The organism is Micavibrio sp. TMED2, from assembly GCA_002168225.1.
GTDB lineage: Bacteria > Pseudomonadota > Alphaproteobacteria > TMED2 > TMED2 > TMED2.
The window spans coordinates 1208694-1222037 of sequence record NHBH01000001.1; the positions used below are offsets into that span (position 1 = coordinate 1208694).

The 13344-nt window shown below is 59.6% G+C and carries 14 protein-coding genes; 11 read left to right on the plus strand and 3 right to left on the minus strand.

Features of this window, described 5'->3' with window-relative positions; genetic code table 11:
* Position 1: 1 nt before the first annotated feature.
* From CBB62_05810 to CBB62_05840, 7 genes are all read left to right on the plus strand, one after another.
* Positions 2–625, plus strand: a complete 624-nt coding sequence (locus tag CBB62_05810) for a hypothetical protein (GenBank protein ID OUT41825.1) — start codon at positions 2–4, stop codon at positions 623–625.
* 24 nt (positions 626–649) lie between these two features.
* Complete coding sequence (locus tag CBB62_05815) at positions 650–1921, plus strand: hypothetical protein (GenBank protein ID OUT41826.1); 1272 nt, start codon at positions 650–652, stop codon at positions 1919–1921.
* Between the two features lie 243 nt (positions 1922–2164).
* Complete coding sequence (locus CBB62_05820; GenBank protein OUT42671.1) at positions 2165–3607, plus strand: protein kinase; 1443 nt, start codon at positions 2165–2167, stop codon at positions 3605–3607.
* Between the two features lie 18 nt (positions 3608–3625).
* Positions 3626–4636 carry a hypothetical protein gene (locus CBB62_05825; protein ID OUT41827.1) on the plus strand — a complete coding sequence of 337 codons (1011 nt, stop codon included), beginning with the start codon at positions 3626–3628 and terminating at the stop codon, positions 4634–4636.
* Between the two features lie 7 nt (positions 4637–4643).
* A complete protein-coding gene (locus tag CBB62_05830; protein OUT41828.1) occupies positions 4644–5597 on the plus strand; it encodes a hypothetical protein in 954 nt (317 codons plus the stop codon).
* A gap of 73 nt (positions 5598–5670) precedes the next feature.
* A complete protein-coding gene (locus tag CBB62_05835) occupies positions 5671–6264 on the plus strand; it encodes a glutathione S-transferase (protein ID OUT41829.1) in 594 nt (197 codons plus the stop codon).
* A 16-nt stretch (positions 6265–6280) separates the two neighbouring features.
* Positions 6281–6910 (plus strand): hypothetical protein, encoded by a 630-nt coding sequence (locus CBB62_05840; protein ID OUT41830.1) that lies wholly within the window; start codon positions 6281–6283, stop codon positions 6908–6910.
* On the opposite strand, the gene CBB62_05845 is transcribed toward CBB62_05840, so the two are convergent.
* The 3 genes from CBB62_05845 to CBB62_05855 all read right to left on the minus strand — a co-directional run bounded on the left by CBB62_05845 (position 6911) and on the right by CBB62_05855 (position 10184).
* Entirely contained in the window at positions 6911–8212 is a 1302-nt protein-coding gene (locus tag CBB62_05845) for a hypothetical protein (GenBank protein ID OUT41831.1), read from the minus strand.
* A gap of 8 nt (positions 8213–8220) precedes the next feature.
* Entirely contained in the window at positions 8221–8766 is a 546-nt protein-coding gene (locus CBB62_05850) for a hypothetical protein (protein OUT41832.1), read from the minus strand.
* 125 nt (positions 8767–8891) lie between these two features.
* Positions 8892–10184, minus strand: coding sequence for a hypothetical protein (locus CBB62_05855; protein OUT41833.1), 1293 nt, complete (start codon positions 10182–10184; stop codon positions 8892–8894).
* Positions 10185–10457: 273 nt separating this feature from the next.
* Between CBB62_05855 and CBB62_05860 the strand changes: the two genes are divergently transcribed.
* The 4 genes from CBB62_05860 (at position 10458) to CBB62_05875 (ending at position 13341) form a co-directional block, all read left to right on the plus strand.
* Positions 10458–11036 (plus strand): hypothetical protein, encoded by a 579-nt coding sequence (locus CBB62_05860; protein ID OUT41834.1) that lies wholly within the window; start codon positions 10458–10460, stop codon positions 11034–11036.
* A gap of 67 nt (positions 11037–11103) precedes the next feature.
* Positions 11104–12105, plus strand: coding sequence for a hypothetical protein (locus tag CBB62_05865; protein OUT41835.1), 1002 nt, complete (start codon positions 11104–11106; stop codon positions 12103–12105).
* Between the two features lie 3 nt (positions 12106–12108).
* A complete protein-coding gene (locus tag CBB62_05870; GenBank protein ID OUT41836.1) occupies positions 12109–12696 on the plus strand; it encodes a hypothetical protein in 588 nt (195 codons plus the stop codon).
* A 63-nt stretch (positions 12697–12759) separates the two neighbouring features.
* Entirely contained in the window at positions 12760–13341 is a 582-nt protein-coding gene (locus CBB62_05875; GenBank protein ID OUT41837.1) for a hypothetical protein, read from the plus strand.
* Positions 13342–13344 lie beyond the last annotated feature (3 nt).

The window sequence follows — 13344 nt, forward strand, 5'->3', positions numbered from 1 at the left end:
TATGATAAAACTTACAATAAGATTATCTGCTGTCTCTCTGCTCCTGCTGGCCAGTGCCTGTGCCGAGGTTGAGCATAAATACGAGACCCGGACCCCGCTGACCCATTTGAGCCTGTCGCCTAGCACGGCCAACCTGCGGATTGAAGCTGATGACTTGCAACGTGGTGTCAGTGCCATCGATGCGCCGGTACGCCGGATCGCCCACAGCTTCAATGCCAAGGGGTCGGGGCGGCTGCATATGGTCGTCTCCGCACCCAGCACGGAAATGGGCACGCAACAGGTGCGAATGCTGCGCATGGCACTCGCCGATGCGGGTATCAGCCCGGACCGTGTGACCATCACCAATGTCAATGTCCAGCCTTATGGCGCGGTTGCCACCTATCGTCAGCTTGATGTGGTCTTGCCCAACTGCCCGGATGTGCCGCTGAAGGCATCGCCGCTCGGCTGTGGTCTTGACCGCCAACTTGGCCGAATGGTCGCCCGCCCGGCGGACCTTGCCGGGAATGACCGGATTGCCGCGAACCCGAGCGATCCGACCGGCTTTGCAACCCAGCGTTACCGAACCAACCAGCCACCGCCGATCATCCCGTCCGGGCTGGTTGAGACGACCGATGTGGGCCGTTGATGCCTAGAAAGAGGAGATGAGACTATGGGATCATCCGCTCATCAGCAGACCCTGCTGCCACGCGCGACGATTGATGCCTTCTATATGGATCAGGCAACCCGGAAAGCCCTGCAGGATACGGTGGCTGACTGGCGCATGGCGCGTATCGCGATGAATGTTCATGATGGTGGCCTCGATGCGGCGACCAGCCATTACCGTAACAGCCAGTCGCCGGAACTGGTGGCGGTCGAGCTGCCGACGGCGGCCAATGATGTAGAGGGGGCGATTGATCGCCTTGCCAGCCATTGCCAGCCGGGCACCGGTGCGATTGTCCTCGGACATACCAATGATGTGCGCCTCTATCGTCGCCTGACCGAAATGGGGGTCAGCGATTATCTGGTCGGGCCATATGGGATTGAAGAACTGATCGGCTCTTTTGCCAAGGGGCTTGCCAATGTCAGCGGCGCCGGTGGCAAGCTGGTCGCTGTGGTTGGTGCCAAGGGCGGTGTCGGGGCGACCACGATTGCCCAGGCAATCAGCTGGCTCGCCGGTGAGACCCGGCAGTCATCGAGTTTTCTGGCCGATCTGAACGGTCTCGGCGGCACCAGCGGCATTGCCTTCGGGTGTGAGGCCAAGCGTTCGCTCGATGAAATGCTGGAGGCAATCGCCGATGGCAAATTCGATGCGGAAATGCTGAGCCGGGTAGCGCAGCCGATCGGTGATTATGTCCAGCTGCTGCCCGGCGGTCGCGGTATTGCCGCCCCCGACAGCTTTCTGCCGGAAGCGGTCGAGTACCTGATTGCCGAGGCCCGGACACTGGCCGATGTGACGGTTGTTGATCTGCCGACCGGGATGCACCCGCTGACCCGGCATGTGGCGGCGATTGCCGATCATGTGGTGATCGTCACCAGCCCGCTGCTGGCCTCGCTGCGCAATGCGCGGATGATGATGGATGAGTTGCGCCAGCGGCGCGGTGCCGAGGCACCACTGACGGTGCTGGTCAATGGCGTCGGTGCCCATGATCGGGCCGATTTGCCGCTGGATGCGGTCAAGGATGCGCTGGAGCAGAAGACCATCTGTTCCGTGCCGTTCACGCCAAACCTGTTTGCGCTGGCGGAAACCAATGGCCGCTACTTTGCCTATGACAAGCTGGCGCAAAAGACGCTCAAGGACATGCAGCCGGTGGTCGATGCGATCTATGCCAAGGGCAATGCCGGTGGCAAGGGGGCTAGCACCGATACGTCATCGAAGCTGATCTCGGGCGGCGGCATTGCCGGTCTGGTCAGCGGCCTTATCAAGCCACCGAAACACGCGTGAGGAGGGCAGGAATAGCCTATGTTCGGACGCCGTTCTGAGCCGATTGAGACCGATAGCCCGAAAGCGGATACCGCTGCAGCATCAGCGGTGGCACCATCCGCCTATGATGATGCGTTCCAGCAGGAACGGCGGCGGGATGAGGAAACGGAACGGCCTGCCGTGGTGGACAGGGCTGCACTGGCTGATCACACCGCAACCGACATGCCGGACCTGACCAGTGCCCTGCGTGAAGGCTCGGTCGCCATGCCGGGTGATGCGCCACAGGCAAAACCACAGGCAAAGCCACCGACAACCGCGCCGAAACCCGCTGCCGGCATCAAACCGGTCGCCAGCAGCACACCTGCAGCCAATGACCGCAAATCCCATGGCAGCCAGAAACCGATAGACATCAAGCCGAGCAAACTGCCGGAGCTGTCCGAACGCTATATGGCCGCGCGCAATATCGTGTTCGAGGATATCAAGCAGGGGGTTGATGTGACCTCGCTGGTCCGGCTTGATCGGCAACAGGCGCGGCAGGATATCCAGACGGCAGTGGAGACCATCATCAATTTCCGCCGCCTTGACCTGACCTCGGCAGAGCAGGCGACCCTCAGCCGCGAGGTCTGTGACGACATTCTCGGCTATGGTCCGCTGGAGCCGCTGCTGGCCCGTGATGACATTGCCGACATCATGGTGAACGGGCCGAACACGGTCTATATCGAGACCAAGGGGCGGATCGAACAGGCGCCGATCCGGTTCCGGGACAACCAGCACCTGATCAATATCTGTCAGAAGATCGTCTCTGCCGTCGGTCGCCGGATTGATGAGAGCAGCCCGATCTGTGACGCACGTCTCGCCGATGGCAGTCGGGTCAATGCGATCATCCCGCCGCTCGCGGTCGATGGCGCGACCCTCACCATTCGCAAGTTCAAGCAGGACAAGCTGACGCTTGAAACCCTGATGGAATACGGCTCGGTCAGCCCGGCTGCCGCGACCGTGCTGCGGGTGGCGGCGGCGTGCCGATGCAATATCCTGATCTCCGGCGGTACCGGGTCGGGCAAGACCACCATGCTCAACTGCCTGACCGGCTATATCAGTCCGGGGGAGCGGGTCATCACCTGTGAGGATGCCTGCGAACTCCAGCTGCAACAGCCGCATGTTGTGCGCCTCGAAACCCGCCCGCCGAACCTTGAGGGACAGGGCGAGGTCTTGATGCGCGATCTGGTTCGCAACTGCCTGCGGATGCGCCCGGACCGGATCATCGTCGGTGAGGTGCGGGGACCGGAGGCATTCGACCTGTTACAGGCGATGAATACCGGCCATGATGGGTCAATGGGCACCGTCCACGCCAACAACCCGCGCGAGGGTCTGAGCCGTCTCGAGAACATGATTGCCATGGGCAATATCTCGATCCCGCCAGCAGCGGTGCGCGAGCAGATTTCCTCGGCCATCAATGTGGTGGTGCAGTGCCAGCGCCTGCGTGATGGCTCACGCCGGGTCACCCATATCACCGAGGTTGCCGGGATGGAGGGCGATGTGGTGACCCTGCAGGATCTCGTGCGCTTCGAGGTTACCGGCGAGGACCGGGACGGCAATCTGATCGGTCGGCATGTCGCCACGGGCTTGCGTCCCCGGTTCTGGGACAAGGCCCGCTATTTCGGCATGGAGGGCGAGTTGCTGGAAGCGCTTGAGGCGGCCCATGCCTGATCCTGATGAAGAGCATATATGACGGAAGAGCAGATACAGGCCCTGTTTGCCCTGTTGAACGAACACCGCCAGAGCATCGCAATCGGTGCGGCGGCGGTGGCCGTGCTCGGCACTGGCTTCGGTATGTGGTTCAACCGTCATCTGGGCATGAAGCGCCGCATTCGCAATGTGGTCAAAACCGCGACCCAGAACCGGCAGGTCGGGGGTGTTGGTGGCAATGACCTGACCAGTATTGAAAAACGCCTGCGCAATGCCGAGCGCAAGAAGGACGAGAAGAAAAAGGAACGGCGGACCATTGATGACCGGATCGCCGAGGCCGGGTTGCCGCTGCAGGCCCGGCAATTCTGGCAAATCTCGGCAGGTATCGGCATGGCCGGTTTTCTGATCGGCTTTCTGATTCAGAAAACCCTGATGCTGGGCACGGCTCTTGCCATCCTGTTTGGACTTGGCCTGCCCCTGTTGGTGCTCGCCGTGCTGGCGCGGCGGCGGAAGAAGAAGTTCATTGCCGGGCTGCCCGATGCCCTCGATGTCATGGTGCGCGGGCTGAAGGCCGGGCTGCCGGTCAATGAGGCGCTGGCCATGATCGGGCGCGAGTTCAAGGGGCCGATTGCGACCGAATTTGCCATTGCCACCGATGAGCAATCAGCTGGTTTTTCACTGGCTGAGGCGCTGGAGCGGTGCGCCAAGCGGATGCCGCTGCCGGAAATGCACATGCTGGCCATCGCCATCGCCATTCAGGCCCAGACCGGTGGTTCGCTGTCGGAAACCCTGCAGAACCTCTCCGATGTGATCCGCGCCCGGTTCAAGCTCAAGCGCAAGGTGTCGGCCATGACCAGTGAGGCCAAGGCGTCGGCCGCGATTATCGGCTCGCTGCCCTTTCTGCTCTCCGGCGCGATTATTGGGGTGGCCCCTGATTACATGACGCCGATGTGGGACACGCTGATCGGCAATATGCTGATCAGCGGGGCGCTGCTCTGGATGTGTGTTGGGCTCGCGGTGATGATCAAGATGATCCATTTCAGGGTGTAGGTAGGCGATGTTCGGGTTTTTCCAGAGTGCGATTGAGTCCGGCCAGATATGGACCTGGCTTGCCGCTGTCGGGGCGATGATCTCCATCGTTTATGCCGGGCTGCCGCTGCTCGACCGAGCCGATGCCAAGGAGCGGGTGAAATCTGTGGTGGTGGAACGGCGTCGCTCACTCGCTGCCGTTCAGCGCGAGAATATGGAGGCGAGCGCCAATCTGATCCGGCTCAATGCGTCCCAGAGCCTGTCCGAGCTGTTCAAGCTCGAGCGTTTCGCCGGGCTGTCCGGTGTGCGTGAGAAACTGGCCTCGGCGGGTTATCGCAGTCCGAGAGCGGCGCTGATCTATATGGTAACCCGGTTGTCCGCGCCGTTCATTATGGCGGCGGTCAGCTTCATCTATACCGCCGGGTTCGATCTGGACGGAACGGAGCGGGGGCTGATTGCCATCGTGGCGGCGATCTTCGGCTTTTTCCTGCCTACCATCTTCGTCTACAACGCATCGCAGAAGCGCAAGCAGGAGGTTGCCAACAACTTCCCCGATGCGCTCGACCTGATGCTGGTCTGTGTTGAGGGTGGGCTTGGCATCGAGGCGGCAATCGACCGGGTCGGACGCGAGATGGAGGCGCAATCGGAAGTGCTGGCCGAGGAGATGGGACTGCTGAGCGCCGAGTTGGCACTGCTCGGCGACCGCAGCGGCGCGTTCAAGAACTTCGCTGCCCGTATCCGCGAGCCATCGGCGCGGACCTTTGCCAATACCCTGATCCAGGCAGAGAAATACGGCACTTCCCTTGGTCGGGCGTTGCGTACCCTGTCAACGGATATGCGCGATCAACGCATGACCAAGGCCGAACGCATCGCCGCCGCCCTGCCGGCCAAGCTGACCGTGCCGATGATCCTGTTCTTCATGCCGAGCCTGTTCGTCACCATCCTCGGCCCGGCGATCATCAAGGTCATGGCGGCATTCTGAAAACCGTGGCCTGCAACATGCTGACGGCATAGTATCTGGCACGCATTCACCCATAGCGGTTTCGGACCATCCCATGCAGAAATTCACCATCTATGGTGACAAGCGCTCAGGCAATTGCCTGAAGGTGCTCTATGTCGCCCGTTTTCTTGATCTGGCCCATGACTGGCGTGACGTGGATATCATGGCCGGTGATACCCGCGCAGACTGGTTTCTCGATATCAACCCGTTCGGCCAGATCCCGGCGGTGAGCTTTGCCGATGGGCGGGTGCTGACCCAATCGAATGCCATCATGCTCTATCTGGCGGAAGGCTCGGCCCTGATCCCGGCAGATGGTTTTGAACGGGCGCGGATGATGGAGTGGCTGTTCTGGGAGCAGTACAGTCATGAGCCGGTGATCGCCGTGCGCCGGTTCCAGAAACATTACCTGAACAAGCCGGACAGCGAGATTGACCCGGCCCTGCTGACCAAGGGTGCGAAGGTGCTGGCACATCTGGAGCAGGCGGTGACGGGTCGTGACTGGCTGGTCGGTGATAGCCTGTCATTGGCCGACCTTTCCCTTGTCGCCTATACGCGACTGGCGGAGGAAGGTGGCTTTGACCTCAATGCCTATCCGGCACTGAAGGACTGGATCGACAAAATTGATGCCGCAATCCCCCTGACGCCATAGCGGTGAAAATGCCCGAATGGAACCGGCCCGGTGGGGCAAACGTTCAGGCAGCATGTCTAACAGCATCGGATCATTGAGCGATCAGGCACCGGGCTGGGTGCGCAGGCTCGCCCACAGCAGGCTGGGTGTTGGCGTGCTCTCCATGGGTGAGAGCACGGTTCTGCCGATACCCCTGGAGGTGGTGATTGTACCGCTGATGGTGGCCTATCATCGCAAGGCTTTGTCGATTGCCCTGTCGGCACTTGTGGGGTGCCTAATTGGTGCCTCGCTGTTCTATTGCCTCGGTGCCTTGTTGTACGAGCCGCTTGTTGTGCCGGTGCTGGACGCTCTTGGGTTGCTGCAGAACATGCAGACCGCACGGGACAATATGAGTAATGCCGACAGCTTCTGGGCAATATTTCTGGTGTCTCTTGGCCCGGTGCCAATGCAACTGGCAACACTGGCCGCCGGGGTGAGCAAGGTCAGCTTTCCCGTGTTCTTGCTGGCAATACTGGCGTCACGCGGCATTCGGTATCTGGGGCTGGCTGTTATCTGTCGTCTGGCAGGTCGGCAGATTATGGCAGTCGAGATTTCACGCCATCTCGTGACGATTGGCACGGCGATCCTGATGGCCGCTTCATGGGTCGCGCTCTATTTCCTGCTCTAGTTATTGCGCCATCGGCATGGCGGCGGTCTGGTCGTCGAGCCGGGTGGCCGGGCTGATCAGGAAGTCGATGGCAATCCGGTCATCAACCTCTCTCTCGGCAATCGCCACCTCTGGCCGCAGGCGGAAGGCGAGGGCGATGCCCTCGCCATCACCACTGATCGAGACCTTGTCGACACTGCGCTCCAGTGCCCGGGTCAGGGTCGGCAGGTTGGGTGAGATATTGGCTGGCAGGTTGATCGTGACCATATCGTCCAGCTTTTCGATCCGTACCAGCTCGCGGTTCATTCGGGGCAGGGTCAGGCGGTCGAAGCTGTCGAAATTGCCGGTCATGAACGCGCGTGGATTCTCGCCGTCACGGTTCAGGGGCCATTCGCGGGTCGGGTGCCGCTCCGGCGATACCGGCTCATCGCTCAGCCGGGTCGGCAGCATCAGGTCCAGTGTCGGCTTCATCTGCTTCTGGCCATAGACGGTGCGGATCAGTTGCAGGTTGGCCTGAACCGTCTGATCGCCAGCGTCCAGTTCCTGTGCCTGTTCGAGACTGGCGCGGGCCTGCTGCAACTGGCCGGTCTGGGCATAGGACATGGCGAGATTGTTCAGGGTCCGATGACTGTCGCCGATACCGTAGGCAAGGGCGGACTGGTATGCCGCCTGTGCCTCACCATGCTTGCCCATGGCATCGAGCGTGACGCCCAGCACATGATAGGCCTCGGCCATATTCGGATCAGCATCGACCGCCCAGCGGGCCGCCTGTACCGCAGCGGCCAGTCGCTTCAGCTGCAGATTGGCCTTGGCATAGGCGATGAGGGCATCCGGTGAGGCGCTCTCAGGCTCGGCGAAGGGTTTGAGTACCGCCAATGCCTGATCCGGCACGCCCGAACGGCGCAGGGCTTCGGCATATTTGATCGCGAGCGCTTCGTTATGGGGATTGCGATAATAGAGCAGGGCATAATAGGCCGCCGCCTCGGAAAACTTGCCATGTGCGGCGGATTGCAATGCCTGATGACGGATGCGTTCGGGCAGGCTGTGTGCTCCCGTTGACAGGCCGTCATTGTCAGGTTTCGGCTCAAAGGCATCGCCGAGTACACGGCTCTCCGGCACCGGGATGGTGGGGCCGGGGTCCACATTGGCAGAATTGCTGAGCGGTCCCGCGCCATGCTCGCCGATTGTGCCCGACTGCAGGCCCGAGCGGTCGCCCGAGGTGGTGGTGGCGTTGCAGGCCGCGAGCAGCGGGAGCAGGCAGAGCGCGGCAATGCGGGTCCGGCCGGTTTTTGAATGCTGGGTCATGGTGCTTCTCATCATCATGGTGCTTCTTACTGAACGTCCGGTTCGGTGCCGCCGATGGACGGTGCCGCCGGTACCGTGGCCATCAGCGGCAGGGTCACGCAGTCACCGGCGCAATATTCAACCGAGGACGGCAGGCAGTTGCCGAGCGCGCTGCAGCCGCGGGTGATCCGCATGGATGAACTGTTGCGACCAGAAATGATCACCGCGCTCTGCAGCATCGGCTGACCATCGCTATCCAGTACGGTAAGTGAGGTGGCGCTGATCTGGCGCGGGATCAGGACCAGCCGCTGGGGGCTGTCGAGCAGGGCGCTGAGCGCATCGGGGGCGGCGACAATCACCGCACTTGCCGGGCGTGGCAGATCAATAATGCGCGATTGTGCCGGGCCGAGGCGGATCACATGGGTATCGGCATCGACAGTACTGGTGGCGAGATAGCCGGGTGCCGGTTCCGTCTCACCGGTAGTATGGTTCAGGTTCTGGGCATGGGCCATGCTGGCCGATGCCAGTGCCAGCAACATACCCAGCATGAAGAGCCGAAACAGGCCCGGAGAATAGCCGTAAAACTGCCGCATGATAAACTGCCTTCCACTCAGTTACGGGCAGTATTGCGGTATGATTTCAGGCTTGGCAATATTTATAAAATTCGATTATTTTCAATAATTTGCGCGAAATATTTAGCGCAAATTTTAATTGCATTCTAGGCAGGTTTCGATGTCTCTGAAACGCTTGCCAGAAGCAGCGATCGGGCGCTCAGCATCAGGATATAGGCAAAGGCGAGATAGCCAAGACAGGCCATGGTGATAAACCCGGCACCGAGTTGATAATCCAGCATCAGGCCGAATAATGGCGGGGCCAGTGCTGTGGACATGACCATCATGGACGAGACCAGCGAGCGGACGCTGCCCAGCGATCCGGTGCCATAGACTTCCGCCCACATGGCATTCAGGATCGGCATGGAGATACCGGTCGATGCCCCGGCCAGCAGGAACAGGGCAGCCCCGCCGAACTGGTGGGTGGTGAGGGCAAACAGGCAAAGGCCAATGGCAAGCGGCAGACAGGTGATCGGCACCATTCTGGTGGCGGTCAGCCGATCAACCACCGGTCCAATCACCATCGACATGGTCAGCGACCCGGCAGCATAGAGGCCGAAGAAACTCGCCATCTGGGCCAGTGTCCAGCCGCGATCGAGGGCGATTGCCTGCTGGTGGAAGAAATAGCCGGTCAGGATGAAGGGCGGTGCCAGAACATAGGGCATGACACAGATGAATTTCCGGTCGCCCAGCAACTGCCGGGGCTTCAGTTTTGCTGCTTTGACCGCACTGGCCTGATCGGTACCGAGGCTGCGTGCCTGCTCATTGGCAAGCTCGCTGTCCCGTGCTTCATGTCCGCGCAAGAGCAGCCAGATCGTCGGCAGCAGCAAGAATAGCAACCCGGCGGCAATGCAGGCCCAGGCCAGCCGCCAGGGTAGTTGGGCAGAGACCAGAAACAGGGTCACCAGCGGTGGCCAGACGGCCTCACCCAGCGGCATGCCGAGGGCGCTGACACTGAGACCACGCCCGCGGGCGCTGCCAAGATAGCGCGCCATGGTCACGGTGGCGGTATGGCCCATCAGCCCCTGACCGGTCAGGCGCAGGCCATAGATCGCGAAAAACAGTAGGATGATGTGATTGGCGGTGGCCATCAGCAGCGCCGACCCGGCAAGGCCGATTACCACAATGCTGGCATAGCGGCGCAACTCCACATCATCGATCTTCAGCCCGGCCCAGATGATGGTACCGGCGCTGGCCAGTGTCGCGGCAAGGTAGAGGCTGCCGAACCCGCTGTGGCTCAGCCCGTATTCATCGCGGATCGACTGGTTGAACAGGCTGAAGAAAAACGACTGTCCGAAGCTCGAGCAGAAGGTGAGCGCCATGCCGAAAATCAGCAATGCCTTGTACTTGCCGAGAAAGCCCATATAGGACAATGGTTTGTCAGGCATGTTTACGGTCATGGATTACTCACGGCTCGCTCATGCGGGCGGGTTGGATGGCAACGCTTGCCGGCCCAATGTCCGGCGGCGGTAACATGGGCTGGAAAAGTTGTGAAAACTCTCTACATATGCGATGTGGTTTAGGGGTCGCTGCACCGCAGCGCAAGTATTGTTCAGCAGGTTTTTCAGTCAGTTGATGCAAAGGCTTGTCATGTCAGTTGATTGCGGCATGACGGGTACTGCGTGTTTGTGACCAAACCTCGATCCTTCAGTTGCCAAAGTGAATGTGAGTTTATGAATCAATCTCTGGAAAAGGGCCAAAGCGTCAGCGTCAGCGGTGCGGCCGGTGCATTCGGTGAAGTCCATATCAAGCTGATGTGGAGCGACAAACCCGAACAGGGCAAGGCTTCCGGCATCGATCTCGATCTTGGCTGTCTGTTCGAGTTGAAGGACGGCTATCTCGGTTGTGTTCAGGCGCTGGGCGATATGTATGGCTCATTCTCGAGCGAACCCTATATCGAGCTTGATGCCGATGACCGCACGGGCGGTTCTGCCGGTGAAACCATTCGCATCAACGGCGACAAATGGGCGGCGATCAAGCGTATCTGCATCTTTGCCTATATCTATGACGGTGCACCGAACTGGTCGCTGATCGATTGTCTGGCGCAGGTACTGATCCCCGGTCGTGAGCCGATCATGGTGCAGCTTGAAAATGCCCGGAATGATCGCGGCATGTGTGCAATCGCCATGCTTGAGAACAAGGAAAATGCCTTCAAGGTGCAGAAGCTGAACCAGTATTTCCGTACCCATAAGGATCTTGATGAGCATTACAGCTTTGGCCTGCGCTGGGAAATCGGCAGCAAGGACGGCTGACAGCTTTCCGGTACAAGTTTCTGAAATTATTCGTTTTCTGTTCCACCTCTGACCCTAGGGTTCCTCGATGAACGGTGTTTATGAGTTGCCACTGACCGACCTGTATTTTCTTGCTGCAGGGGCTATCGGTCTGGGCCTGTTCCTGCTGATCAAGAGCGGTGGGTATGTTGTTGATGGCGCGGTCTACATCGCGAAACAACTTGGTCTGCCGCCTATGGTGGTCGGTTTTACCATCGTTGCGTTTGGCACTTCACTGCCTGAACTGCTGGTTTCAGTGAATGCCAACATGAAGGGATTTGGCGGAATTGCCGTCGGCAATATCGTTGGCTCGAATATCGCCAATATCCTGCTGATCCTCGGTATCGGGGCGATTATCTCACCTATGGTGGTTCGTCGTCACTCCTGTACCCGTGATCTGGCCATGATGCTGTTGGCGACAGCCATTCTCGTCGGTTTCATGTGGTTCGGGGTTATCACCATGTGGCAGGGCGCACTGATGCTGGCCATTTTGATCGCCTATGTTTTTTACCAGTACCGCAAGGCTATGGAGAACAAGGAGCCGCCACCGGAAGAGGTTGATGAGGCCGATTTCGCCAATATGGGCGCCTGTCTGTTGGCCCTGTTGCTCGGTCTGATCGGGGTCAGTGTCGGTGCGGAAATGCTGGTGCGCGGTACCGTTGTCTCCGCCAATGCGATTGGCATTCCTGAAGCCGTGATTGCCCTGACCGTTGTTGCCTTCGGCACCTCGCTGCCGGAGCTGGCAACGGTGCTGGTTTCCCTGCGCAAGGGTGAGACCGACCTGATCTTCGGCAATATCATCGGCTCGAATGTCTTTAACATCCTGTCGATTATTGGCGTGACCGCGCTGATTTCGCCGATTGCCATCGAACCGCATCTGATGGGCATCAGCCTCTGGACCATGGTCGGTGTCAGCGTTCTCTTTGCTGTCTGGATATTGGCATTCCACAAGCTGCAACGCGGCCTCGGCATTGCAATGGTGGTTGCCTATATAGCTTTTGTCGCGTCGGAATATCTGCTGACCTCGCCCCATCTGCCGATTGCCGGTTGATAGATGTCGCGCAAGCTGGCGATATTTGATCTCGACAATACGCTGACCCATGGCGATACGCTGGTGCCCTGGCTGATTGCCCTGTCAAGCCGGAACCGCTTTCTGCGGGCTGCGGTGCGGGCGGGTATTTCCCGCTTTTCCGCACCGGCGCTGACTGATCGCCGTACGGTGTTCAAGGAGGCGCTGCAGGTGCCGTTATTGACCGGTGTCACGGTCGAGAACGGCATTTCGGCGGCAAAACGCATCGCCCCGACCATCCGCTGGAAGAAACTGGCCCCGCAGGCACTGATGAACCATGCGGAAAATGGCGTTCATATTTTGATCGCGACTGGTGCAGCGCGCATGGCGGCAGAGCATTTCGTCGCCCATCGCTTCCCGGTCAAATTTGATATGCTGGGCACAGAGCTGGAGGTTGTTGACGGTATGCTGACCGGGCGACTTGCCGGGGAGAATTGCGTACGGCAAACTAAGGCCCGTCTGGTTCGGGAATATCTGGACGAGCATGGCCCGTTCGATGAAATCTGGGGCTATGGCAATGCCCCGCATGACCTGCCAATGCTTGAGCTGGTTGACCACAAGACAGTGATTTAGTGCCCCCGTGCCGGTTTCCGTCAGGCGGTACGGCAATCTGCTGATGAAGTTGAGTATGAGACAATGGTTGTAAAAGTTAATCGTGGTGAGCAGATCGACATCATTCAGGCCGATCCTGAACTGACCGATCTGCGTGTCGGTCTCGGCTGGGATGCGGTTGATAATGGCGATGCCGAGATGGACCTTGATGCCGCCATTTTCATGCTGGGGTCGGACAACCGGGTGCGCAGCAGTCGCGATCTGATCTTTTATAACCAGATGGAATCCGAATGCGGGTCGATCAAGCTCGGTGGCGACAACCGGACCGGGGTTGGCGATGGCGATGACGAGTTTCTCGAGGTCAACCTGTCGAAGATTCCCGAGGACGTAAAGAAACTGGCGATTACCGTCTCGATCTATGAGGCGGATGAGCGCAAACAGAATTTCGGCATGGTGGAAAGCTCATTTGTGCGTCTCGCAAATTCCCTGAGCCAGAAGGAATTTGCCAAATACGAACTCGCCGAGCGCTGCAACATGGAAACCGCCTTCGTGTTCGGGGAGATCACCCGCACTGATACCGGCTGGAGTTTCCGTGCGCTCGGTCGCGGTTTTACCGGCGAATTACGCTTCCTCTGCGACCTGTTCGGTGTGCAGGTCGACGACTGATTT

Excerpts from the sequence above, each read along its gene's own strand:
- CBB62_05860 (OUT41834.1), top strand. The coding sequence starts at position 10,458 with ATGAATCAATCTCTGGAAAAGGGCCAAAGCGTCAGCGTCAGCGGTGCG.
- CBB62_05830 (OUT41828.1), top strand. The coding sequence starts at position 4,644 with ATGTTCGGGTTTTTCCAGAGTGCGATTGAGTCCGGCCAGATATGGACC.
- CBB62_05870 (OUT41836.1), top strand. The coding sequence starts at position 12,109 with ATGTCGCGCAAGCTGGCGATATTTGATCTCGACAATACGCTGACCCAT.
- CBB62_05855 (OUT41833.1), bottom strand. The coding sequence starts at position 10,184 with ATGACCGTAAACATGCCTGACAAACCATTGTCCTATATGGGCTTTCTC.
- CBB62_05845 (OUT41831.1), bottom strand. The coding sequence starts at position 8,212 with ATGATGATGAGAAGCACCATGACCCAGCATTCAAAAACCGGCCGGACC.
- CBB62_05840 (OUT41830.1), top strand. The coding sequence starts at position 6,281 with ATGGAACCGGCCCGGTGGGGCAAACGTTCAGGCAGCATGTCTAACAGC.
- CBB62_05825 (OUT41827.1), top strand. The coding sequence starts at position 3,626 with ATGACGGAAGAGCAGATACAGGCCCTGTTTGCCCTGTTGAACGAACAC.
- CBB62_05835 (OUT41829.1), top strand. The coding sequence starts at position 5,671 with ATGCAGAAATTCACCATCTATGGTGACAAGCGCTCAGGCAATTGCCTG.
- CBB62_05810 (OUT41825.1), top strand. The coding sequence starts at position 2 with ATGATAAAACTTACAATAAGATTATCTGCTGTCTCTCTGCTCCTGCTG.
- CBB62_05820 (OUT42671.1), top strand. The coding sequence starts at position 2,165 with ATGCCGGGTGATGCGCCACAGGCAAAACCACAGGCAAAGCCACCGACA.
- CBB62_05875 (OUT41837.1), top strand. The coding sequence starts at position 12,760 with ATGGTTGTAAAAGTTAATCGTGGTGAGCAGATCGACATCATTCAGGCC.
- CBB62_05850 (OUT41832.1), bottom strand. The coding sequence starts at position 8,766 with ATGCGGCAGTTTTACGGCTATTCTCCGGGCCTGTTTCGGCTCTTCATG.
- CBB62_05815 (OUT41826.1), top strand. The coding sequence starts at position 650 with ATGGGATCATCCGCTCATCAGCAGACCCTGCTGCCACGCGCGACGATT.
- CBB62_05865 (OUT41835.1), top strand. The coding sequence starts at position 11,104 with ATGAACGGTGTTTATGAGTTGCCACTGACCGACCTGTATTTTCTTGCT.